The sequence below is a fragment of the Actinomyces sp. S6-Spd3 genome (assembly GCF_000758755.1).
In the GTDB taxonomy this organism is placed as follows: domain Bacteria; phylum Actinomycetota; class Actinomycetes; order Actinomycetales; family Actinomycetaceae; genus Pauljensenia.
The window spans coordinates 83,889-104,902 of the sequence record NZ_JRMV01000281.1; the positions used below are offsets into that span (position 1 = coordinate 83,889).

General features: G+C 55.2%; 20 protein-coding genes and 2 pseudogenes. 17 read left to right on the forward strand and 5 right to left on the reverse strand.

What is annotated here, in order from left to right; genetic code table 11:
* Window positions 1-47 precede the first annotated feature (47 nt).
* The 4 genes from manA to HMPREF1627_RS07475 all read left to right on the forward strand — a co-directional run bounded on the left by manA (window position 48) and on the right by HMPREF1627_RS07475 (window position 4,618).
* Window positions 48-1,238: a mannose-6-phosphate isomerase, class I gene (gene manA / locus HMPREF1627_RS07460; protein WP_034502588.1), complete on the forward strand. Its 1,191-nt coding sequence runs from the start codon at window positions 48-50 to the stop codon at window positions 1,236-1,238.
* A 68-nt stretch (window positions 1,239-1,306) separates the two neighbouring features.
* Window positions 1,307-1,987, forward strand: a complete 681-nt coding sequence (locus tag HMPREF1627_RS07465; RefSeq protein WP_034502590.1) for a DedA family protein — start codon at window positions 1,307-1,309, stop codon at window positions 1,985-1,987.
* Window positions 1,988-2,060: 73 nt separating this feature from the next.
* Window positions 2,061-3,908, forward strand: a complete 1,848-nt coding sequence (gene ilvD, locus HMPREF1627_RS07470) for a dihydroxy-acid dehydratase (protein ID WP_034502591.1) — start codon at window positions 2,061-2,063, stop codon at window positions 3,906-3,908.
* A gap of 20 nt (window positions 3,909-3,928) precedes the next feature.
* Complete coding sequence (locus HMPREF1627_RS07475; protein ID WP_034502593.1) at window positions 3,929-4,618, forward strand: Pr6Pr family membrane protein; 690 nt, start codon at window positions 3,929-3,931, stop codon at window positions 4,616-4,618.
* Here the strand turns inward: HMPREF1627_RS07475 and HMPREF1627_RS07480 are convergent.
* Window positions 4,601-5,311, reverse strand: coding sequence for a YggS family pyridoxal phosphate-dependent enzyme (locus HMPREF1627_RS07480; protein WP_034502595.1), 711 nt, complete (start codon window positions 5,309-5,311; stop codon window positions 4,601-4,603). The two genes, HMPREF1627_RS07475 and HMPREF1627_RS07480, sit on opposite strands and share 18 nt — an antisense overlap.
* Before the next feature lie 120 nt (window positions 5,312-5,431).
* Here HMPREF1627_RS07480 and HMPREF1627_RS07485 point away from each other — a divergent pair, with 120 nt between their 5' ends.
* The 3 genes from HMPREF1627_RS07485 (at window position 5,432) to HMPREF1627_RS07495 (ending at window position 6,842) form a co-directional block, all read left to right on the forward strand.
* Window positions 5,432-5,821 (forward strand): YccF domain-containing protein, encoded by a 390-nt coding sequence (locus HMPREF1627_RS07485; protein WP_034502599.1) that lies wholly within the window; start codon window positions 5,432-5,434, stop codon window positions 5,819-5,821.
* A gap of 116 nt (window positions 5,822-5,937) precedes the next feature.
* Window positions 5,938-6,450 (forward strand): Cys-tRNA(Pro) deacylase, encoded by a 513-nt coding sequence (ybaK, locus tag HMPREF1627_RS07490; RefSeq protein ID WP_034502603.1) that lies wholly within the window; start codon window positions 5,938-5,940, stop codon window positions 6,448-6,450.
* 179 nt (window positions 6,451-6,629) lie between these two features.
* Window positions 6,630-6,842: a type II toxin-antitoxin system RelB/DinJ family antitoxin gene (locus tag HMPREF1627_RS07495; RefSeq protein ID WP_234305286.1), complete on the forward strand. Its 213-nt coding sequence runs from the start codon at window positions 6,630-6,632 to the stop codon at window positions 6,840-6,842.
* 84 nt (window positions 6,843-6,926) lie between these two features.
* On the opposite strand, the pseudogene HMPREF1627_RS10940 reads toward HMPREF1627_RS07495, so the two are convergent.
* The 3 genes and pseudogenes from HMPREF1627_RS10940 to tet(W) all read right to left on the reverse strand — a co-directional run.
* Window positions 6,927-7,574: pseudogene (locus HMPREF1627_RS10940) on the reverse strand (DUF4368 domain-containing protein); the annotation flags it as partial.
* A 1-nt stretch (window position 7,575) separates the two neighbouring features.
* Window positions 7,576-7,947 (reverse strand): annotated as a pseudogene (locus HMPREF1627_RS10945) (class I SAM-dependent methyltransferase); the annotation flags it as partial.
* Window positions 7,948-7,997: 50 nt separating this feature from the next.
* Window positions 7,998-9,917 carry a tetracycline resistance ribosomal protection protein Tet(W) gene (tet(W), locus tag HMPREF1627_RS07510; protein ID WP_034502607.1) on the reverse strand — a complete coding sequence of 640 codons (1,920 nt, stop codon included), beginning with the start codon at window positions 9,915-9,917 and terminating at the stop codon, window positions 7,998-8,000.
* 713 nt (window positions 9,918-10,630) lie between these two features.
* Between tet(W) and HMPREF1627_RS07515 the strand changes: the two genes are divergently transcribed.
* The 4 genes from HMPREF1627_RS07515 to HMPREF1627_RS07530 all read left to right on the forward strand — a co-directional run bounded on the left by HMPREF1627_RS07515 (window position 10,631) and on the right by HMPREF1627_RS07530 (window position 12,877).
* Window positions 10,631-10,933, forward strand: coding sequence for a type II toxin-antitoxin system YafQ family toxin (locus HMPREF1627_RS07515; protein WP_081940795.1), 303 nt, complete (start codon window positions 10,631-10,633; stop codon window positions 10,931-10,933).
* 90 nt (window positions 10,934-11,023) lie between these two features.
* Window positions 11,024-11,467, forward strand: coding sequence for a bleomycin resistance protein (locus tag HMPREF1627_RS07520; RefSeq protein ID WP_034502611.1), 444 nt, complete (start codon window positions 11,024-11,026; stop codon window positions 11,465-11,467).
* Window positions 11,468-11,655: 188 nt separating this feature from the next.
* Entirely contained in the window at window positions 11,656-12,219 is a 564-nt protein-coding gene (locus HMPREF1627_RS07525) for an NAD(P)H-dependent oxidoreductase (protein ID WP_034502614.1), read from the forward strand.
* Between the two features lie 34 nt (window positions 12,220-12,253).
* Entirely contained in the window at window positions 12,254-12,877 is a 624-nt protein-coding gene (locus HMPREF1627_RS07530; RefSeq protein WP_034502617.1) for a TetR/AcrR family transcriptional regulator, read from the forward strand.
* Here the strand turns inward: HMPREF1627_RS07530 and HMPREF1627_RS07535 are convergent.
* Complete coding sequence (locus tag HMPREF1627_RS07535; RefSeq protein WP_034502618.1) at window positions 12,858-15,620, reverse strand: DEAD/DEAH box helicase; 2,763 nt, start codon at window positions 15,618-15,620, stop codon at window positions 12,858-12,860. The genes HMPREF1627_RS07530 and HMPREF1627_RS07535 overlap by 20 nt on opposite strands.
* Window positions 15,621-15,780: 160 nt before the next feature.
* Here HMPREF1627_RS07535 and HMPREF1627_RS07540 point away from each other — a divergent pair, with 160 nt between their 5' ends.
* The 6 genes from HMPREF1627_RS07540 to HMPREF1627_RS07565 all read left to right on the forward strand — a co-directional run bounded on the left by HMPREF1627_RS07540 (window position 15,781) and on the right by HMPREF1627_RS07565 (window position 21,012).
* Window positions 15,781-17,259 (forward strand): alanine/glycine:cation symporter family protein, encoded by a 1,479-nt coding sequence (locus HMPREF1627_RS07540; protein ID WP_034502619.1) that lies wholly within the window; start codon window positions 15,781-15,783, stop codon window positions 17,257-17,259.
* Between the two features lie 27 nt (window positions 17,260-17,286).
* Window positions 17,287-18,054, forward strand: a complete 768-nt coding sequence (locus HMPREF1627_RS07545) for a fumarylacetoacetate hydrolase family protein (RefSeq protein ID WP_034502621.1) — start codon at window positions 17,287-17,289, stop codon at window positions 18,052-18,054.
* Window positions 18,055-18,133: 79 nt separating this feature from the next.
* On the forward strand, window positions 18,134-18,628 hold the full coding sequence (locus tag HMPREF1627_RS10025; RefSeq protein ID WP_052040887.1) for a hypothetical protein: 495 nt from the start codon (window positions 18,134-18,136) through the stop codon (window positions 18,626-18,628).
* A 20-nt stretch (window positions 18,629-18,648) separates the two neighbouring features.
* The gene (locus HMPREF1627_RS07555; RefSeq protein WP_034502623.1) at window positions 18,649-18,978 is read left to right on the forward strand and encodes a hypothetical protein; all 330 of its coding nucleotides are present in this window, start codon (window positions 18,649-18,651) and stop codon (window positions 18,976-18,978) included.
* Entirely contained in the window at window positions 18,978-20,501 is a 1,524-nt protein-coding gene (locus HMPREF1627_RS10030; protein ID WP_052040888.1) for a TNT domain-containing protein, read from the forward strand. Before HMPREF1627_RS07555 ends, HMPREF1627_RS10030 begins: the two co-directional genes overlap by 1 nt.
* Window positions 20,488-21,012 (forward strand): hypothetical protein, encoded by a 525-nt coding sequence (locus tag HMPREF1627_RS07565; protein WP_034502627.1) that lies wholly within the window; start codon window positions 20,488-20,490, stop codon window positions 21,010-21,012. Before HMPREF1627_RS10030 ends, HMPREF1627_RS07565 begins: the two co-directional genes overlap by 14 nt.
* The last annotated feature ends 2 nt before the right edge of the window (window positions 21,013-21,014 follow it).

Consider the following 21,014-nt stretch of genomic DNA (forward strand, 5'->3'; position numbering starts at 1 on the left):
TCCAACGACGCACGGACCTCGGTGTCATGGAAGGCTGAGGAGAGCAGATGGAACAGCTGCAGGGCTGGCGCAAGTTTGACGATTGGGGCTCACAGAGCGCAATCGCTGAATTCCTGGGTGAAACCCCAGGACCCAGGCCTGTTTCTGAGCTCTGGTTTGGCAATCACCCCGACGGCCCAACGCTCATCAATGACGGGCGAACTCTGGGTGACCTCATCGCGCAGGACCCGAAAAAAGCCCTTGGCTCGGGCATCCTCTACGCCTTTGGAACCAACCTGCCCTTCCTCATGAAGGTCATTGCACCGGACGAGACACTCTCTCTTCAGGTTCATCCCACCAAGGAAATTGCGCGTGAGGGCTACCTGCGCGAAGAAGTTCTCGGAATCGAGCGCACCGCGCCGAATCGCTCCTACCGGGACATGAACCACAAGCCCGAGATGCTCTACGCCTTGACCGATTTCGATGCGCTCATTGGCTTTAGAGTGCCTCGAAAGGCGCGTCGACTCCTCGAAGGGCTGGATGGGGAGCTGGCCGAATTGCTCCGCCGTCGCCTGAACCTCTCCACGGTTCGCGGGGGCTTGCGTTCCTTGGCCTCGTGGGTCTTCGATATCGATTCACCGGTAACTCCGCCGTTGGTGGAAGAATTTGTCGCCGCCTGCCGGAGCCGCCTCGAAGCGGGAGAATCGCCTTCGCTTCGCGCGGACCAACTGGTGTGTGAGCTCGAGGCCGCGCACGGCGGTGACGCGGGAATCATCCTGGCGTTCCTCATGAATCCTGTGTCTTTGCGTGCGGGCGAAGCTGCCTACATTCCGCCGCGCCAAATCCACGCCTACCAGCGAGGCCTGGGCGTTGAGGTCATGGCGGCCTCGGATAACGTTATTCGTGCGGGCCTCACCCACAAGCACGTCGACAGCGCGCAATTGGTGGAAATCGCTGAATTTTCGGCGCTCCCGCCGATTCGCCTCGCTCCCGAGCACCCCAGCCCGCACTCGGATCGCTTCCTCGCTCCCGCACAGGAATTCGAACTTACCGTGACGACCTGCACCCCTGAACTCACCGCTTTGCGTGTCCCGGGTGAGGGCCCGCGCATCGCTCTCGTTACCCGTGGTCGCTTGAGTTTGTCGACCGAAGCGGGGGAGTGCACGCTGGGGCAAGGCGAGGCCGTCTTCATCTCTGCCGCGGAACACCACTTGCGTATCGCGGGCGAGGGCGAGCTCGTTCAGTGCTCCGCCCCGTGATCGGGTTTCACAGCCCACACAAAGGGTGAGCAAAACTCTTCCATGCTTTGCGCCGCGATGCTACAGGCATGAGTAATCTTCTTGAACCTATTGTCCAAGCCGTTGTTTCACTTGTTGGCGCCCTTGGTGCACCCGGCGTAGGTATTGCTGTTGCTGCGGAGAACCTCTTTCCGCCCATCCCCAGCGAAGTGATCCTGCCTTCCGCAGGCTTTGCCGCGGCCTCGGGAAGTATGGGGTTGATCAGCGCAATTGTGTGGGCGACGCTCGGATCGGTTGCTGGTGCGCTGGCCCTGTATGCCTTGGGTGCATGGTTTGGCCGGGCGCGCTTCTACTCCCTGGCCGCGAAGATTCCTTTTGTTAAGGAGGCCGACATCAAGCGCGCGGAAGCATGGTTTGTGCGCCGAGGCCCGCTTGCAGTTCTCCTGGGACGCATCGTCCCCGTCGTGCGCTCTTTGATTTCGATTCCGGCCGGTATTGAACGAATGAAACTGCTGCCCTTCACCGTGTACACGGCAATTGGTTCTGCGGTGTGGAATTCGATCCTTATCGGTGCTGGATATGCGCTTGGCGCGAATTGGGCGCTTGTCGAAGAATGGATTTCGCGATACCAACTTATCGTTTTTGCCCTGGCTGGCATCGCTCTGGCCGTGTGGGCGGTCAAAAAGTGGACAGCTCGCAAAGCCTTAGTAAGCGCCGCAAAACCGCGCCACGTGGCGAAAAGTGTACGCAAGGCCTCGTCCATTTCCTGATCTGGGTGAGAACTAGCCCCCGTGCGGAACTAGGGTTGAAACAGTTACAAAAATGTCATTGGGGGAGTAAACGATGAGTAAGCCCTTGCGTTCAGCAACATCAACTCAAGGCCGCAACATGGCCGGAGCACGTGCGCTCTGGCGCGCGACCGGCATGGGGGACGGAGATTTCGGCAAGCCGATCATCGCGATCGCGAACTCTTTCACCCAGTTCGTTCCCGGCCACGTCCACCTCAAGGACATGGGCGAGCTTGTCGCCGGCGCAATCCGCGAGGCAGGCGGCGTCGCGAAGGAATTCAATACCATCGCCGTTGATGATGGCATTGCTATGGGCCACGACGGCATGCTCTACTCGCTGCCTTCACGCGAGGTGATTGCGGACTCGGTGGAGTACATGGTCAACGCTCACCGCGCGGACGCCTTGGTGTGTATCTCGAACTGCGACAAGATCACTCCCGGTATGCTCATCGCTGCCATGCGCTTGAATATCCCAACGATCTTCGTCTCCGGTGGCCCGATGGAGTCTGGTGCCTCTATTGAAGGCGTTGTGGAGCACCGTCTCGACCTGATCGACGCAATGGTCATGGCTGTGGATAATTCGATTTCGGACACCCAGCTTGCCCAGGTTGAGGCCAACGCTTGCCCGACCTGTGGATCCTGCGCGGGCATGTTTACCGCGAACTCCATGAACTGCCTGAACGAGGCTATCGGCCTTGCGCTGCCCGGAAACGGCACGACTTTGGCTACGCAGGTCGAGCGCAAGAAGCTCTTCTTGGAAGCAGGCCACCGCATCGTTGATATGTGCCGCGCGTACTACGACAACGATGATGATTCGGTTCTGCCGCGCTCGATCGCTACCAAGCACGCTTTCGAGAACGCGATGAGCTTGGACGTTGCCATGGGCGGCTCCACGAATACTGTTCTTCACATTCTTGCGATCGCTCACGAGGCCGGGGTTGATTTCACTCTGGACGACATTGATGCGATTTCGCGCCGGGTCCCTTGCCTCTGCAAGGTGGCCCCGAACTCGACGACCTACCACATTGAGCACGTGCACCGCGCTGGTGGAATCCCCGCCCTGCTTGGCGAGCTTAACCGCGCGGGCCTGCTGAACCGTGATGTGCACTCCGTCCATGCTCCTTCCTTGGAGGAGTGGCTGGGTGCGTGGGATATTCGCAGTGGCAGCGCCACTGACGAGGCCAAGCATCGCTACCTTGCAGCGCCCGGTGGCGTGCGCACGACCCACGCTTTCTCAACAGCGAACCTCTTTGAGTCCTTGGAAACGGATTCCGAGAATGGCTGCATTCGCGATGTCGAGCACGCATACACGAAGGATGGCGGTCTGGCAGTTCTCTACGGCAATATCGCCGAGAATGGCGCGGTTATTAAGAGCGCGGGTATTGACGAGTCGCTCTTCCACTTCGTTGGCCGTGCATTCGTTGTGGAGTCTCAAGAAGAGGCTGTTGAATCGATTCTGAGTAAGAAGGTTCAAGAGGGCGACGTCGTCGTCATCACCTACGAAGGCCCCAAGGGTGGCCCGGGCATGCAGGAAATGCTCTACCCGACCTCGTACCTCAAAGGACTGGGCTTGGGTAAGAAGTGTGCGCTGATCACCGATGGCCGTTTCTCCGGCGGTACCTCCGGTATCTCGATCGGTCACATCTCTCCCGAGGCCGCTGCAGGTGGCGCGATCGGTTTGGTCCGCACCGGCGATGAGATCGAGATCGACGTCAACAAGCGTCTGCTTCGAGTGAATGTCAGCGATGAGGAACTTGAGCGTCGCCGCGCTGAGAAGGGGGCCGCTCCGTGGAAGCCCTCCAAGCCTCGTTCGCGTCACGTTTCCGACGCCTTGAAGGTCTACGGAATGCTTGCCGCGTCTGCGGATAAGGGCGGCGTGCGCATTCTTCCCGACTGGGCATAGGACCAGTGAGAGGAAAGCAGATGACTCTGGCGACTGCTGGCCGTTGGGGCTATGCGCTTGTGGCAATTGCCGCGTGGCTTGGTGTCGTCCTCACCTTGGTTATTACCGCTATCGACGGGTATTCTCGCGAGGCCGTGGCCCGGCCTGGGATGTTCGGTGGAGCTCCCTTTGGCTGGGCCGGGTTCGGCCAGAGAATGATCGAATGCCTGTCTTACTTCACGGAGTGGTCGAATATTCTGGTTGCCATTGTCGCAACGCTCATCGCACTTCAAGGCAGTGAGATTGGCTCGTGGGGACGCGCGTTGCATTTATGTGCGCTCATGATGATCACGGTGACGGCCATTGTTTATCACTTCTTGATCCGTCCAACTGAGGTTTTGAGCGGCTGGTCTGTCCTGACAAACCCGCTCCAGCACGTCGTTGTTCCACTCCTGATGATCGTCGTTGCATTGGCATGCGGGCCGCGTGGAGGAGTCAGCGGTGGAGTCGTCCTTAAGGCTCTGCTCATTCCGATTGCGTGGATCATCTACACGCTGGTTCGTGGTGCCTTCGTCCACCAGTACCCTTACGATTTCGTCAATGTGACGGTCTTGGGCTACCAGCAGGTGTGCGTCAATATCGTCGCGATCTTGTGCGGTGCTCTGGTATTTCTTGGCGCGATCGTTGGGATCGATTGGATCGCTGGGAAGGCGCTATCCCCGCGCAGCTAAGCGCCGGGCCCCAAAAACTGCGGTTCCCACTCGAACGATTGTTGCCCCTTCTGCAATCGCCCATTCGAGGTCATTACTCATCCCCATCGACAGCTCAAGGGCGTCTGTGGGGAGGTTAAGCTCTTTGGCGCTGCGGTCGCGTAGCTGGCGCAGCTGGGCGTATCCGCGGCGCACATCTGTTTCGGCAGAGGAGTTGAGACCGACGGTCATGAAGCCTGCGAGGCTCAGGTGCGCCGAGGAGGAGACGGCCTCGATAAGAGCAGGGACATCGGTGGGGCTGCAGCCGTGTTTTGTGTCTTCGCCAGAGATGTTCACTTCGATGAAGATCGGGAGTTCTCGGCTCAGGCGTGAATCGATTTTCTGGACGAGTGCGGCAGAATCAATCGATTCAATTGCGTCGACGCAGGCCAGGGCCTGATTGATCTTGTTCGACTGGAGCGGGCCGATTAAGTGGATCTGTGCTCCCGGTACCTGTCTAATTGCCTCAACTGTTGTCGTGGCTTCCTGGACGCGGTTATGCCCCAAGAGGATCGGCTGTCCCAGATCGCTCAAGGATTGGGCTGCCTCGCGACATTCCTCGGGGGTGCGAGTTTTTACCGCGAGTTCTAAGGTGACGCGATCGCTGCGACCGGCGGCCTGGCGTGCGCGGTCGATGCGGTCAATGGCCTCGGCAATCGCTGAAGGAATAGTCATGGCATCAGTGTAGCCACACGACTCAGGGGGAAATCAGGGGAGAATCAGGGGAAAAGCGAGCGTGAATTGAGGGACTGCTGTGCGAGACTTGATGCAGTACAACTTGATGGAAGGAATGAAATGCGCTTCTGGCTCAATATTATTTGGCTAGTTTTCGGCGGTTTCGTACTGTTCTTGGACTACATCTTTTTCGGATTGCTCGCGTGTATTTTCATCGTGACAATCCCGGCAGGTATTGCCTCGTTCCGCATTGCGAGTTACATTATCTGGCCCTTCGGTAAACGAGTTGTCCCGATGCCTGGAGCTGGTGCTGGTTCGGCGCTGATGAATCTGATCTGGTTTTTCATTGCCGGTATCTGGCTGGCAATCGGACATGTCATCACGGCTTTCTTCCAGGCCATCACCATCATCGGTATTCCCTTGGCGATCGCCAATCTGAAGCTCATCCCGATCACCTGCTTCCCCTTCGGCAAGATGGTGATCGATGATCCGCAGGCGACCTTCGTCTAAAGTGCTGCTCCGCTATTTGCGGTGAAACTCAGGGCCGGGCTGATTTCCATCAGCCCGGCTGCTTTCTATTTTTGCTGAAACCAAAAGACTGTCTCCTTGGGACTTACACTGGGGGTATGGCTCGTAAAAACTCCAAAGATCACGCTTCAGGCCCCACTCACGCAATCGAGGAATTGAACGAGGCCGGGGTTCCTTTCGTTGTTCACGAGTACGAGCATGATCCTTCCGCGCGTGCTTACGGTGAAGAAACCGTTGAGAAATTGGGGATCGACCCGGCAATTGCTTTTAAGACCTTGATGGTCAAGCTTGAGCCGACGGGGGAGTTCGTGGTGGGGTGTGTTCCGGCGCTTGCGCACCTGTCAATGAAGCTCATTGCCAAAGCCGCCGGGGCGAAGAACGCGGCTATGGCTGACCCCGCTGTTGCGCAGCGCCGCACGGGCTATGTCGTTGGCGGGATTAGTCCTTTGGGGCAGACAACAAAACATCGAATCTTTATCGATTCCTCATGTTTGGATCATGAAACGATGCTGGTGTCGGGAGGCCGCAGGGGAGTGAGTGTGGAACTGAGTCCGCTTGACCTAGCGGAAATCGTTGGTGCCGAGGTCGTTGATCTTGCAGCACAAGCATAACTTTCCGGGTTTGTGCTCTGCTTCCTCTTAACGATCTTCGAATAACGTTATTTGGAATTAAAATTGCACGATTGTCTAATCGTACAGATCTCTTGTAATGACAAACCGCATCATGTGTCATGCGTTGTGCTGACGTTGTGAGATCGATGCTGTACATCTATTTGTCGAAGGGGTGAGTCATGAAGACTGCAACACTCAACATGCGTGTGGACCCAAGCGTGAAAGAAGAGGCTGAACGGGTGTATGCCCAGTTTGGGATGAACCTCACTGACGCTGTAAACGTGTTTCTGCACAAGTCGATCATGGAAGGTGGTTTGCCCTTCGAACTGCGCCAGCCTCGTTTCAATGCCGAAACTGAAGCTGCGATGCGTGAAGCCCGCGAGATTTATTGATGTGTGATAAAGAAGCAATAGAAGTGTAAAAAATTTTGCCGTTCCTATCCGGCACTTGCGCATTGTGTCGGATAGGTCGGGCGGTTATTCGGGCAAGTCCACCTTGCCAACAAAAGAATAATAAATCTCAATGTCCTGTCTGCGGGTCTTGTTCTCGTCATAGCTGCACTCATGCACAACAATTTTCTCTACAAACTCCCGCAGCAGAGTAGGGGTAAGTTCTTCAAAGCTGGTATGCCGCCGGACAACATTCATAAACTTTTCTGCGTTCACGGTGGCTTCCTGTGCTTTGGAAAGCTCCGCTTGGATAGCGGCGGCTCTTTCTTTCAGTTCCCGTTGCTCTGCTTCATAGTCTGCCGACAGCTCTGTGAAACGCTCGTCTGATATGCGCCCGGTCACGCTGTCCTCATACAGCCGCTTGAAGATAGCGGATAACTCGGCTATTCGTTTCTCGGCGGCTTCCAGTTCCTTTTTCTTGGCGGCGTTCCTGCGCTTGCCCCCGTCCTCGTTCTGCTCAATCAAGAGCTTCATAAACCGGGCTTCATGCTTTGCCGCATAGCTTGTCACTTTTCGCAGATTGGAGAGTACGCCAGCGGTCAAGAGGTCGGTGCGGATAAAGTGCGCCGTACAGTCATGGGTGCGTTTCTTGTAGTTACCGCAGATATAACAGTCCTGCTTGCGCTTGTCCGTCTGGTATCGCTGCTGATACATGACACTGCCGCAGTCCGCACAGATCGGTCGCATCCGCCACACAAAATTCAATTTGTTTTGCATATTGTGATTGCCGTCTTTTAGCCAATTCTATCATTTTTTTGCTGTAATCAAAAGCGACAACCGAAGCGCCTCTTTGTGCAAGATACGAAGAATAATTTCCATTGCCACACGCAATATCCAAAATGTAATCCGCAGGATTAGGAGATAGAAGTTCCGTTACTTTGGGACGCACTACCTCTCTGTGAAATTCATTAGATTCGTCACCCATTGCATTATCCCAAAATTGTGCGTTCTCCTCCCAGATTTTTTTACTTTCCTCTGTTCCCATGTTCTCTCCCACTCCCCAAATTTGCTTTTTTGCTTCCATTAAATCTTCCTTACTATATTCCATTGTTACCCTCCATAACTTCTGATTGTTGCCGTCTTGACGATTATGTATCTTTACATTACCTTCTGAAACATATGGCGCACCTTGTCCAGGCGGCTGTTTGGACGGCGGGGCTGGATGACCGGCTGACCGACAGCGGCCTGATATCCTTTCAGCTCTGTAAGGCATACGCTCCGCCCGTTGGTGTAAAAGGCCAGATCAGTACGGTATGCCTGTATACAGCGGGCGGGAATCTCGCCAGTAAAGACAACTTCATCCTTTTTTACCTGGGCCGTTTCGATGGTGGCACAGTATTTCGGTGCATCATGATAAGCCCTGGAAAGGTATTCCTGGGGCGCATAGAGGATGAAGGAGAGATAAGGTTCCAGCAGCTGCGTCCCCGATTCCTTCAATGCCTGTTCCAATACAATCGGGGCCAATGAGCGGAAGTCCGCCGGCGTGCTGACCGGACTGTAATAAAGCCCGTATTCAAAGCAAATCTTACAGTCCGTTACGTTCCAGCCGAACAAGCCCTGCTCCAGCCCGTAACGGATACCATCCCTGACAGCGTTTTGAAAACTCTGGTTCAAGTATCCCAGCGAAACCCGGCTCTCGTATTGTACACCGGAGCCAAGCGAGAGTGGTGTAACAGACAGTCCTATGGATGCCCAAAACGGGTTGGGCGGCACCTCGATATGGATGGTGTGGCTGGCTGCTTTGAGCGGCCGCTCCATATAAATGACGGAGGGTTCCTTTACCACTGTTTCAAGCTTGTATTTTTCCGACAGCAAAGCGGAAACAACCTCCAACTGCACCCGGCCCAAAAAAGAAAGAATGATCTCATGGGTGATGGAATCCACTTCGCAACGCAAAAGCGGGTCAGTATCCGCAAGTTGCGTAAGAGCGTCCAGCAGCCGTTCTCTTTGCGCTGCCGTTTTCGGCGCAATCGTCGTCCGCAGCATGGGGAGGGGGTCCTCGCGCCACCTTTTACGAGGGAGCCGGGTTTGGTCCCCTAATACATCGTTTAACCTCACGCTGTCGCTGGGAAGGATAACAATTTCACCCTGATAAGCGGTGTCTGTCCGAACAATTTCCCCTTTGGATGGAATACGCATCTCTGTGATTTTCAGCTTTTCTCTCCCGGCCAGGGCCACCGTATCCCGCAGGCGCAGCGTTCCGCTGTATAACCGTAGATAGACACGCCGCTGGCCGCAATCGGTGTACTCAACCTTGAAAACGCTGCCGCATAGGGCGGCGCCCCCCTGTTCCCCAATCGGTTGGAACAGCCCTGTCACCGCATCCATCAACGGTTGAATGCCAAGGCCATTTTTGGCGCTGCCATGATAGACTGGGAACAGGGAGGCGTCTTGAACCCGCTGCTGTTCCTCCCGCGCAAGTTTTTCCCGGCTGATTGGTTCTCCTGCGATATACTTTTCCAATAATTCATCGTTATTTTCGATGACCGCATCCCATGCTTCTATGTCGGTATTTTCCTCCAGGACTATTTCCGGGGACAGCGACACCGTCTGCTTGATGATAATATCGGCGGAGAGCTTATCCCGAACAGACTGAACCACGCTCTGCAAATCAACGCCAGCCTGGTTGATCTTGTTGATAAAGATAACGGTGGGAATGTTCATTTTCCGCAGGGCATGGAACAGAATACGGGTCTGGGCCTGCACGCCATCTTTAGCGGAGATCACCAAGATGGCCCCATCTAAAACAGCCAAAGAGCGGTACACCTCCGCCAAAAAATCCATGTGGCCGGGCGTATCCACAATGTTAACTTTACATCTGTGCCACTGGAAGGAAGTGACTGCCGCTTGAATGGTAATCCCACGCTGCCGCTCCAAAAACATGGTGTCCGTCCTCGTTGTCCCTTTTTCGACGCTCCCCGGTTCTGAAATGGCTCCGCTGGCATATAGCAGGCTCTCCGTCAAGGTCGTCTTTCCAGCGTCTACATGGGCAAGAATTCCAATATTGATTATTTTCATGTGATTGTCCTCCCTTTACAGCCCCAAAGGGCATAAAAATCCCCAGCAGTAAAATACTTTTACCACTGGGGATTATAAGTTGCGGACATACACATATACAGCATACACCTGTTTGTGATTGCTGTTTTTGGGGATATGTCAAAATTGATAAGGCAAAAGTATTCTTAAATTGGGTACAAAAAACTAAGCCCCTACAAAAGGAGCTATCATAATCCTTTGTTCCCACTATTTGATTATAGTTTTATTTAAGAATACCTTGCCGCATATTTTTTACTCCTTTTCTGGATTAAATCATTGTATCACATCAGTTTTAGGAAAGCAAGTACCTAAAAGAAATTTTTCTTCCCCTTATATGTAACAATCATACCGGCTTCCTAGCGTTCAGAATGTTTTCTGCTGTCTGCTGTGGTGTTTGGTTGGAATTGTCCAACCAAAAGCCGATCCGTGGTGTTGTCTGCATTTTACTAAATACAAATTCAATGTATACAGAAAGATATAAGGAGTGGGAGGGATTCCGCCGTAGTTGGCATTGTAGGAAAATCCAAAAGTTTAGATTTTCCCACAATGCTTATCTTTTGGTCTTTGGTTCGGAATAGTGTAGTGCTGGCGGTCTATCTCTTGTTTTCGGTTGCTTGCTTCCTTACCGTACATGAGCATTGCTGCCGGACGTGTCGCTGCTAGTCGCTATGTGTCGGCATCGCAGGCGTTCGCTGATGTCGATGACGAGTGAGTCTCAACAAGGGCGACGGGCCCTTGTGATGACTAGTCAGTTCAAGAAGGATTTGAAGCGGGCGCGTAAACGGGGGCTTCCTATCGGGGAACTTGAAGCGGTCATCGACGCGATCCTTGAAGGTGCAGACTTGTCTCCGAGACATCGTGACCACCTTCTGAGCGGCGATTATGCGGGGTTTCGCGAGTGTCATATTCAACCGGATTGGTTACTGATCTACCTAGATGAACCTGAGCTTTGCGTGGTGACAGCAATTCGTACAGGTTCCCGCTCCGACCTGTTTTAGTGGCACCCTGCAAACCGCTGGAATTGAAATTGCTCGACAGCCGTGACCGAGTTCAACTTGTGTATCCGAGCTGCCTGATAGAGTGTAGAAATGACCTGTGAACCCGGGCTTGTTCCTGAACTTTCCGTCACCGACTACGAGGCCTCCCGGCATTTCTGGTGCGATCTGGTCGGTTTTTCCCTCCGCTATGAGAGGCCCGAAGAGGGGTTTGGATACCTCGTCTTAGGTAATGCGCACCTGATGCTCGACCAGATCAACCAGGGGAGGACGTGGGCGACCGGTGCCCTTGAGCCACCGCTTGGCCGCGGGATCAACTTCGAGGTGCAGGTCGAGAACTTGGATGCCGCATTGTGGCGTGTCAAGAACGCAGGGTGGCCAATCTTTGTTGAGCCCGAAGAGAAGTGGTATCGGGCAGGCGACATTGAGATCGGTGTCCGTCAGTTCTTGGTTCAGGACCCCGACGGGTACCTTGTGCGTCTTCAGCAGGAGATTGGCGAGCGTCCTGTGGGGGAGAACGCGTCGCGATCTTTGTAGTAGTCAAGGCTGTCGACTAAGACTTATCCCCGCTCGTGATCCTGCCAGATCCTAGGCAGAATGCTGTTGTGTGCTCACTGAGCGTATCGTCATAGATACTCGTTTAATCCGTCTATACCCCCTAATGTTGCATCGGAACAGGCCCACCACTATGGTAGTAATCAACCGATTACAACAAGAGGAAAATGATGAAGATTCTCGTTATTCAGGGCAGTCCAGACGCTGAGAGCTACTCTCATCAACTTGCTTCCGCATACGCCGATGAGGCGCGCGTTGCTGGGCATGACGTGCGTATGATCGATCTGGCGACGGAGGATTTTGATCCTGTTCTGCGCTACGGATATCGCCAGCACATGGAAGATGAAAACGCACCTATGCGATACCAAGAGGACATCGCTTGGGCGGATCATCTCGTGTTCAGTTTCCCGATCTGGTGGTCAGCTGAGCCCGCAATTCTTAAAGGTTTCCTTGATCGCACTCTCACTCCCGGATTTGCGTACCGTTACATCGGTGCTAAGAGCCAGGGACTGCTGGAAGGTAAGACCGCAGCGCTAATCGTCACGTCACGTGCGCCATCGTTCATTTACCGGCTCTTCGGAGGTCCGATTTCGCGGTGGAAGCAGATGATTCTGGGATTCGTTGGGATTCGACTCACTAAAACTCTAATGCTCGGCCGGATCGAGCAGGACGTGGATACTCCTTCATACCGCGCTGCATTCGTCGAAAAGGTTCGTGCTTACGCTCGCGGATAGACTGTATGTAACAGTGGCACTGAGAGGATGAGACATGGTTGCGACGCGTATGCCTGCGAATGAGCGCAAGGCGCTCATGCTAGAAGCTGCAGTGCGCGTGTTCGCTCGGGTCGGCTACGCTGCGGCCACGACCGACTCGATCGCGCGTGAGGCAAGTGTCAGTCAGGCATACGTCGTGCGTTTCTTCAGATCTAAGGAGACGCTCTTTGAAGAGGCTGCTACACATGTGGTTGAACAGCTGTGCCAACGCTTCGTCGAAGCCCCGGTGTCGCCGGATGCAAGCGAATTTGAACGCCGACAAGCGCTAGGGGATATGTACGCGGAGATCGTGAGGGACCGCGACACATTCATGATGATCGTACGTCTCTTCATGATGGGATCCGACCCGCGTTTTGGCCAGCTCGCCCGCGAGAGTTTTGCTCGCGTGTACCGTCTGCTTCGGGATGAAGGCGGAATGGATTCAGCCCAGGCCCGGCTCTTTCTTTCTCACGGTTTGCTGATCAACCTGGTGCTTTCTCTTCGTCTATGGGAAGGCGAGAAAGAACTATCGGATGAGATCCTCGAATTCCTTGGGGATGGTCGCGTGGAAAGTATTTATTTACTTCACGAGGGCGACACCTTGCCGGGTGAGGGAACCCCTACCGCGCGTCGACCGTGAGCACGGTCAGAACCGCCAGCTTTTCCTTGTCAGAGGCAGCCAAGTCCACGAGGGCGGCAATACGCCAGTCCATATTGCCTTCCGGATCCGTGATGGTCTGAGTCGCCAACCAGACCGAACCGGCGGGAGCCTCATCGACAGCCCGCGCAAGGGCCTCGAAACGACTGCGCTGAATGGCGTTATCCCTGGCGGAGAAGGACATCAAGGCCAAGATGTCTTCGCCGCTGATCTGTTCTTCCAAGGCACAAAGCGCTTGGGAACGCGCGCCCTGATTGATATCGATCCAGTCATGTTCTGCCCAGTAGCGTTCCAAGGCATGATCCCAATCATCGCCGGTCCACGGCGCAGCCTCAGCAAAGAGCCCATCACTATCTGCGGCCTGCGCGCTTGCTCGCTCAAGCCCATCGACATCATCACGACTCATCAACTCAACAAAATTAAAGAGCGCCCGACGTACGGCATTGCGGAAAGCATGACGATTTGCCGTGAAAGCAATAACTCCGGACTCATCGGCTCCAAATGCGCGCTCAGCTCCAACGGTAGAAGAAACCTCTTCGGCCTCGGTCAATTCCTCCCCGTTCATCATTGCTTCCCACTCGTCCAGAAGAGAAGAATCAACGCTGCGGATCAGATCAGCCAACCACGAAATCATGGCTTCAAGTTCCTCAGTCATGATTTCTTCCGGGATCACTTGACGCATCATTCGATAGGCATCACTGAGATAGCGCAAAATGACGCCCTCTGAGCGTCCCACGTCGTAACGGGAGATGAGCTCGGTAAAGGTCATGGCGTTTTCAATCATTTCGCGGATGACCGACTTGGGAGAGAGTTCAAGATCTCCAACCCACGGGTTTGAACGCGCATAGACACTGAAAGCGGGGGAGAGGAGCTCTTCCAAAGGCTTAGGCCACGAGATCTCTTCTAGGGCAGCCATGCGCTCGTCATACTCCATCCCCTGTGCCTTCATGGACGCAACGGCCGCAGCTTTCGCCTGGTTTTCTTGCGCATACAGCAGGGGCCGGGGATCCTCAAGCACGGCCTCGACAATGGAAATCACGTCAAGGGCAAAGGTCGGCGAATCCGGATCAAGAAGCTCGAAAGCAGCCAAAGCGAAGGGAGAAAGCGGCTGATTGAGCGCAAAATCATCCGGCAAATCCGCAACCAACTGCAACCTAGAGACACCCAACTCCTGAGCCCGGGCACTGGAGAGATGCTCGACAACCCCGGCTTGGAGAAGAGAAGTATAAATGTCTGCAAGATGACGAATATGAGGGTTCGCAGGGAGCGGCGGGTCATCGTTGTGCAATGCCAAATCGACGAGATGCTCTGCAGGATCTCGCCCAGCATCGGCTGCTCCGCCCAACACGTTCAGAACCGTCGCGTGAGTCATCTCGAAGTGAGACTGCAATGCTTCAGGGGCAGCATCGCGCAGGCGCTCAAAAGTCGAACGCGACCAAGTGATCTGGCCTTCCTTCGGGCCACTGCGCTTCTTGGACGCCTTCTTCTTTGCCTTCTTCGCCTCGCGTTCATCGCGAGCGGCCTCCTGAGCAGCCGTTAAACGGGCGCGCTCGCGGGCCGTTTCCACTTCGTGCTCGGGGGCCAGAACTCGGACAAAACCAACGGTGTCAAAACCCGCACGCCCCGCGCGTCCTGCAATCTGGTGGAATTCACGCGAACGCAGGTGCCGCATCTTGCTTCCATCAAACTTCACCAAGGAAGTGAGCAAAACTGTGCGAATAGGGACATTGATACCGACTCCAAGAGTGTCAGTTCCGCAGATAACCGGGAGCAAACCCTGCTGGGTCAAGCGCTCGACAAGTCGGCGATACCTAGGCAGCATTCCCGCGTGGTGAACCCCAATCCCGTGAGTAAGAAGGCCACGCAGAGTCTGCCCAAAACCCTTTGTAAAGGACACAGAGGAAATCTCACGCGAAATCTGCGAACGAATTTCAGGAGAAATGAGCTTGCGATCACTCAGAGCAGAGGCCGTATCAACTGCATCTTTTTGGGAAAAATGAACGATGTAGATCGGGTGACGTCCCTCTGAAAGCAGACGCTCGACCGTGTCCTGAAGGGTGTCAACAACATAGTCGTATTCCAAGGGAACAGGACGCTGCGCATCGGTAATTTCCACCGTCGGCCGTCCCGTGCGATCCGTCCATTGCTTGCGAAAAACAGTCGTATCACCAAGCGTCGCGCTCATTGCAATGAACTGAGGACGCGTGAGCTCAAGGAGTGGAACCTGCCAAGCCCAGCCTCGTTGGGGATCGGCGTAGAAATGGAACTCGTCCATGACGATCATGTCTGCGTCTAAAGTCGATCCCTCGCGCAAGGACTGATTTGCCAGGATTTCCGCAGTACAGCAAATAATCGGAGCGTCCGCGTTCAAAGACACGTCGCCCGTCACCATCCCGACGTTTTCAGCGCCAAAAAGCGCCACTAAATCAAAGAACTTCTCTGACACCAGCGCCTTCAGGGGCGCCGTGTAATACGAGCGTCCACCATGAGCCATCGACACAAAATGTGCAGCCAAAGCAATCATTGACTTGCCAGAGCCCGTGGGCGTTGCCGCAATAACGTGGTTTCCCGACAAAATCTCAATGAGAGACTCATCTTGGTGACGGTAGAGCGGACGCCCCGTTGATGAAGCCCACGATGAAAATGCCTCATACAGGGCATCGTCGTCGGTCAATACACCGCGATCTTCCAGATCATCGAGGAGTTCATTTAGTGGCGCGCTCATGTTTCTATCTTCCCAGACGTCCCCTCATTTGCGTCCAGTTTTCGGCCGCGTTCAAAGAAAATGCGTAAAGACCTGTAAACTGCTGGGCACACACCACCCGCTCGGCCACCGCGCACTGGCGCGCCCGCGCACCACGGCCTCGTACGTATTGGAGAAACGAATGGCGAACCTCGCACAGTCCATCCAAAACATTGCTGACTGGATTACCCTGCACATCACAGTGTGGGTCCTCATCGGAACCGGTCTGTACTTGACTCTGCGCTCGCGATTCATGCAAATTCGCCAATTCCCCGAGATGATCCGATCGATCTCTGGCTCCCGAGGTGGCGCAAAGGGTGGAATTTCGTCCTTCCAAGCCTTCACGATCTCGCTGGCTGCGCGCGTGGGTGTCGGTAACGTTTTCGGCGTGGCCGTTGCTCTTCTCGTGGGTGGCCCGGGTGCAATCTTCTGGATGTGGGTCGTTGCCATCGTCGGCATGGCGACCGCCTTCTTCGAGGCCACGCTCGCCCAGGTCTTTAAGGTTCGCTCCGCTGACGGAACCTTCCGCGGCGGTCCCGCGTACTACATTGCCCGCGGTATGAAGAATAAGATTCTGGCCAGCATTTTCGCCATCATCACCGTTGTGACCTGCGCATTCGTCATCACTTCTGTGCAATCCAACGCCATTGCTTCGACCCTCCTCTCCGCTTTGAGCCCCTCGGCCCGTGAACCGATCGCGGGATTGGGAGGCCTGTCCAGCGCACACCTGGTCATCGCTGCGCTTCTCTTTGTGTTCTCCGCAATGGTGATCTTCGGCGGAATTAAGACCGTCGCTCGCGTGACCGAGTGGATGGCGCCGATCATGGCCACCGTCTACGTCATCATGGTTGCGGTGATCTGCGTAATGAACCTGCCTAAGTTCGGCGCTGTCATCGGTCAGATCTTCGCCGCGGCTTTCGCTCCGCAACCGACCCTTGCGGGCTTGGGTGGTGGAATCCTCGCCGCGGTCATCAACGGTACGAAGCGTGGTCTCTTCTCGAACGAGGCCGGTCAGGGTACCGCGCCCAACGCTGCGGCAACCGCGACCGTATCGCACCCCGTTCGTCAAGGTCTCATCCAGTCTCTGGGCGTTTTCGTTGACACGATCATCGTGTGTACTGCAACTGCTTTCGTCATCTTGATTGCCGGCGAGAAGGTTTGGTCCAACCCCGAGGCAAATCCGGCGAACCTGACAACCCTTGCGGTTGCCGATCAACTGGGACAGTGGACCATCATGCCCATGTCGATCCTGATCTTCGTTCTTGCCTACTCCTCCGTCATTGCGGCTTACGTCTACTCCGAGATCAACCTGTCTTTCGTTGTCAAGTCCAAGGCTGCAACCTGGGCGGTACGCATCATTTCCGTGGCCTCGGTCGTCATCGGTGCGCTGACCACCCTTGATCTGGTCTGGAACGCGGTTGATATCGCAATGGCCATCATGACCGTGACGAACCTGGTTGCCTTGATTGTCCTTGCCCCCTGGGGTTTGGGTGCGCTCCGCGATTATGAGTCCCAGCGCAAGAGTGGCATTGCTGATCCGGTGTTCGTTGCGAAGGATAATCCGCTCCTTCCTGGCGACCTTCCCGGCGATGTGTGGGATGGGGAGCCTACTTCGCGATAGGCTACTTGCGACACAAAGGAGGTCGTCATGCGTATCGCTCGTTTTTCTCAAGGAAGCTCGATTTACTACGGAGCTTTAGAGGATGAATCGACTCGAATCGTTGGCTTGAAGGGTGACCCGCTCTTTTCGCCCGTCGAACCCTCGGGCCAGATTTTCGAGCTGGACGAAGTACGGCTTCTCTCGCCTGTCATTCCTCGTTCCAAGGTTATTGGCCTGGGCGGGAACTACCCTGCTCCAGGTGCAGCTCCGAGCGATCCCCCTGCGCGTCCCAGCGTTTTCTTGAAGCCGAACACTACGGTGATCGGTCCGGATGACCCGATCGTCTTTCCTTCCTGGGGACAAGAAGTCTTTTACGAGGCCGAGCTTGCGGTGGTCATTAAAACCTTGGCCAAGGACGTGAGCGTTGAGGATGCGCCCTCGGTGGTGCTGGGCTATACCTGTGCGAACGACCTGACCGCAGCGGATGCTGCACGCGAGGACGGCGGTGCGCTTGGTCGCGCTAAGAGCTGGGATACCGCGTGCCCGCTTGGTCCATGGATCACGGTCGGTTCTTCTTTCGACCCTGATAATGCCCAGATCACGCTGCGCATTAACGGGGAAGAGCGGGGGAGTGGAAGCACCTCGCAAATGGGATATTCAATCGCTCAGATCGTGTCCTATGTGTCGGGAATTTTCACTCTACTGCCCGGTGACGTGATCCTAACGGGCACTCCTGCCGGAGGTCGCCTGAATTCCGGTGAACGCGTTGAAGTTGAGATCGAGGGCATTGGATCGCTGACAAACCTGGCGATGTGAACCTTATTACAGATCGCATAGTGACCCTTTTTCTCCATGGATTTTGCGCCCCGGGGGACGGCGGATGTAGCGTAAAAACATGGCAGATACGTCAGGCTTAGGTGGATTTGGTAAACACCACAGCAGTAGTACAGACGAGGGTGCCTTTGGCGGTGTTGATGAACTGCTAGCAGCAATCGACGCACAAGTCGATGAGTCTAATAAAGCTGCAGCAGGCGCCTTCGAATTCGTTGAACGCATGAGGGATATCCGCGGCGAAGGTGAATCAAAAGATCACGCGGTCCGCGTCGTCGTTGATTCCTCGGGCACTCCCATTGAGGTTCAGGTTCCTGACCATCCGGCTCTTGGCCACGCCTTCCTTGAGGCGTTTAAACATGCTCGTCAAGATGTCGGTGCTCGCGTAGCAGATGCTGCTGTCGATGCTTATGGAGATTCCTCTATTGAAGCTCAAGTGCTCGTAAAAACCTATGGTTCGCATCGAGAGCACGCTGATGAAAACGCTGGAGCTCATGCCGCATTCGATCATTTCGGTCGTCTAGATGCAGGAGCACTTCGCCACGGCGGAGACAAGTGAAGGTCATTTAAGGAGAAAAGATGAATGAAGTAGCCTGGCAGCCAGGTGACGCTGCACTTCTTGCAGGACGCATCGCATCTCAGGCGGGGGAAGTGAAGTCTTTGGCCAGTAAAGCCCGCGGTGGGCGTGTCGGCTCTAATGCTTTTGGCCTGATGATTTCCCCCTTGGTGACCCCAATCGCCGAACTCTTCCTGGACATCATGGGAACTGCAATCTCTCTAGCCGGGGAAGGTTGCTCTGATCTCTCATCCGCATTGAAGAAGGTCAATGCGAACTTCCAAGAGACGGAATCTGGCAACATTTCCGCTGTTCAAACTACCGGAGAGATGGCTAACGGAGGTGCTCGCTGATGGCTGCTCCTCACACTCCAGGGTCCACCGCAACAAAGCCCGCAGGCGGGCAAGCTGGGGCGTCGGCCTCGGCACAGGGAGAAGAAGATCCCTGGTACACCGGAGGCGGCGCGCTTGAAGATATCGCAGGGATTTCTTCTGCAGTTAGCTCAGGAAACTGGGTCCAGGGCGGTTTGAGCACTGCATCGCTGATTGCTGACACTGCATCGGCCTTCATCGATCCTCTGGGAACCGCCTTGTCGTGGGGAGCAGCGATCATCATGGATCACTGCCAGCCCCTTCGCGGGTGGCTTCAAAAGCTCGCCGGAAATAAAGACGATGTCCTTCAAAAGGCAAACTCGTGGCGCAGCGTGGCCTGTGCTCTGGAAGAAAACGCGACGCGCCTGAAGACAAACGTCACCTCTTTCACTCAGTATTCACGAGGCCAGGCAGCCGAATCCTTCGCGAAACGAGCTGGTGGAATCGGCGTCCTGATTGCGGGTGCGTCAAAGGGTGCGCACGCCCTTGCTGAGGGTATGAAAGTCCTCTCATCTGTCGTTGAAATCGTGTACTCGATGGTGCGAGACGCGATCGCGCAGATTGTTGGAACCTTCATCAGCGCGGTTGTTCAGGCATTCCTGAGTGCCGGGCTTGCCTTGGCGAAGCTCATTCCTGAAATCGTCATGCACGTGAAGAACTGGGCGACGAAACTTGCGAAGTCGGTCAAGGATTTGATTGCTACAGCGGGCAAGCTTAAAGACTTGTTCACTCACGGGCGTGAAGCAGTGTCCTCGATCATATCGAAGATCAAAGAAGGGATTGCTGGCCTGAAGTCCGGTGAACCCCACGTGCCTCATACCCCTGAGACGCCTCGAGAACACTACAGCTCGCCCGTCGAGGTTGACCCTTCCTCGGTGCGTACACGTGAGGATTTGCTGAGGGACGCTCCGAAGGATACCCGCGATCCCGGCCTTCCTGACGCAGTTATGCAGGAGGGACGCATTGAGGGCCTCTCCGGTGCTGATTTTGTCAGGAAACCCGATGATGTCTGTGGTTATGCACCCGATGGCACTCCGCGCAACTATGAGGGCTGGAATCGGGACAATCGTATTTTCTACGTTGATGAGGATGGGGTAGCGACAGAAGCTACTAAGTGGCCCGATCACGATGGCTATAAGGATGGGGTGCGAGAGTATTCAACTGCTGAAGGATATGCAGCTGAACACGGCCTCATTGTGGACCGCATTGGTAACCCTCGCGGCGGTTATTTGGGGGCTGTCGAAAACGGCCATGTCTCAACCTTTGAGGAACGTGCTTTGGCGCCTGGATCCGTCCATGAGCCCTACTACCAGTACCAAATCAACCCTTCCAACATGCCTGAAGGTTGGAAGATTGAACACGGTACTGCGGCGCCGTGGCAAAGCGAGGCAGGCGGTGCGCGTCAGCTTCGTATCCTCGATGCAAAAGGTAATTCCAAGAGCGTTGCGGACCTTCTCGATTTGGGTATTTTGCAGGGTGTGGAGGTTCCTGTTGGACTTCGTTGAGCGTTTCGCTCAAGCGGTGAGTGCCGCCTGGGGGGATCAGGTTAGGGGAAGTCTAGAACCAGGCGATTCCCTGGTGGTCTACCCGTCTTCCGCTGCAGCAGAACCATTTGGCGTGTATTTCGACGACAATACGTACTCCTTTTACACGCACGAGCGCGGTTCACGTATTGGTCCCGAGTTTCAATCTGACGATGTTAGCGTGATCCAACACTGCCTGACTTTGCGCGTGGGCAATGCACTTCGAGTTGCACAGGGCTTCGAGAAGCTAGCGTTGTACAACACCGCTCCAATCCGTTCGGGATGGACGATGGTTCGATCGGCATCGGCAGATAATCCGGGGTTCGCTGGGATTCGTTCAGATCGCGGTGTCTTCTATCCCTGTGCGTGGGCAAACCGTTGGTTGCTCGCGGGGCTCTCTCACGTGGTTGAGTATTCGCCTCTCGAGGTGTTGGAGTGCTATTTGCGTCCGGACGCTGCGCCGCTGCTCAGCGAATGGCTCCAGAAGAGATAAGT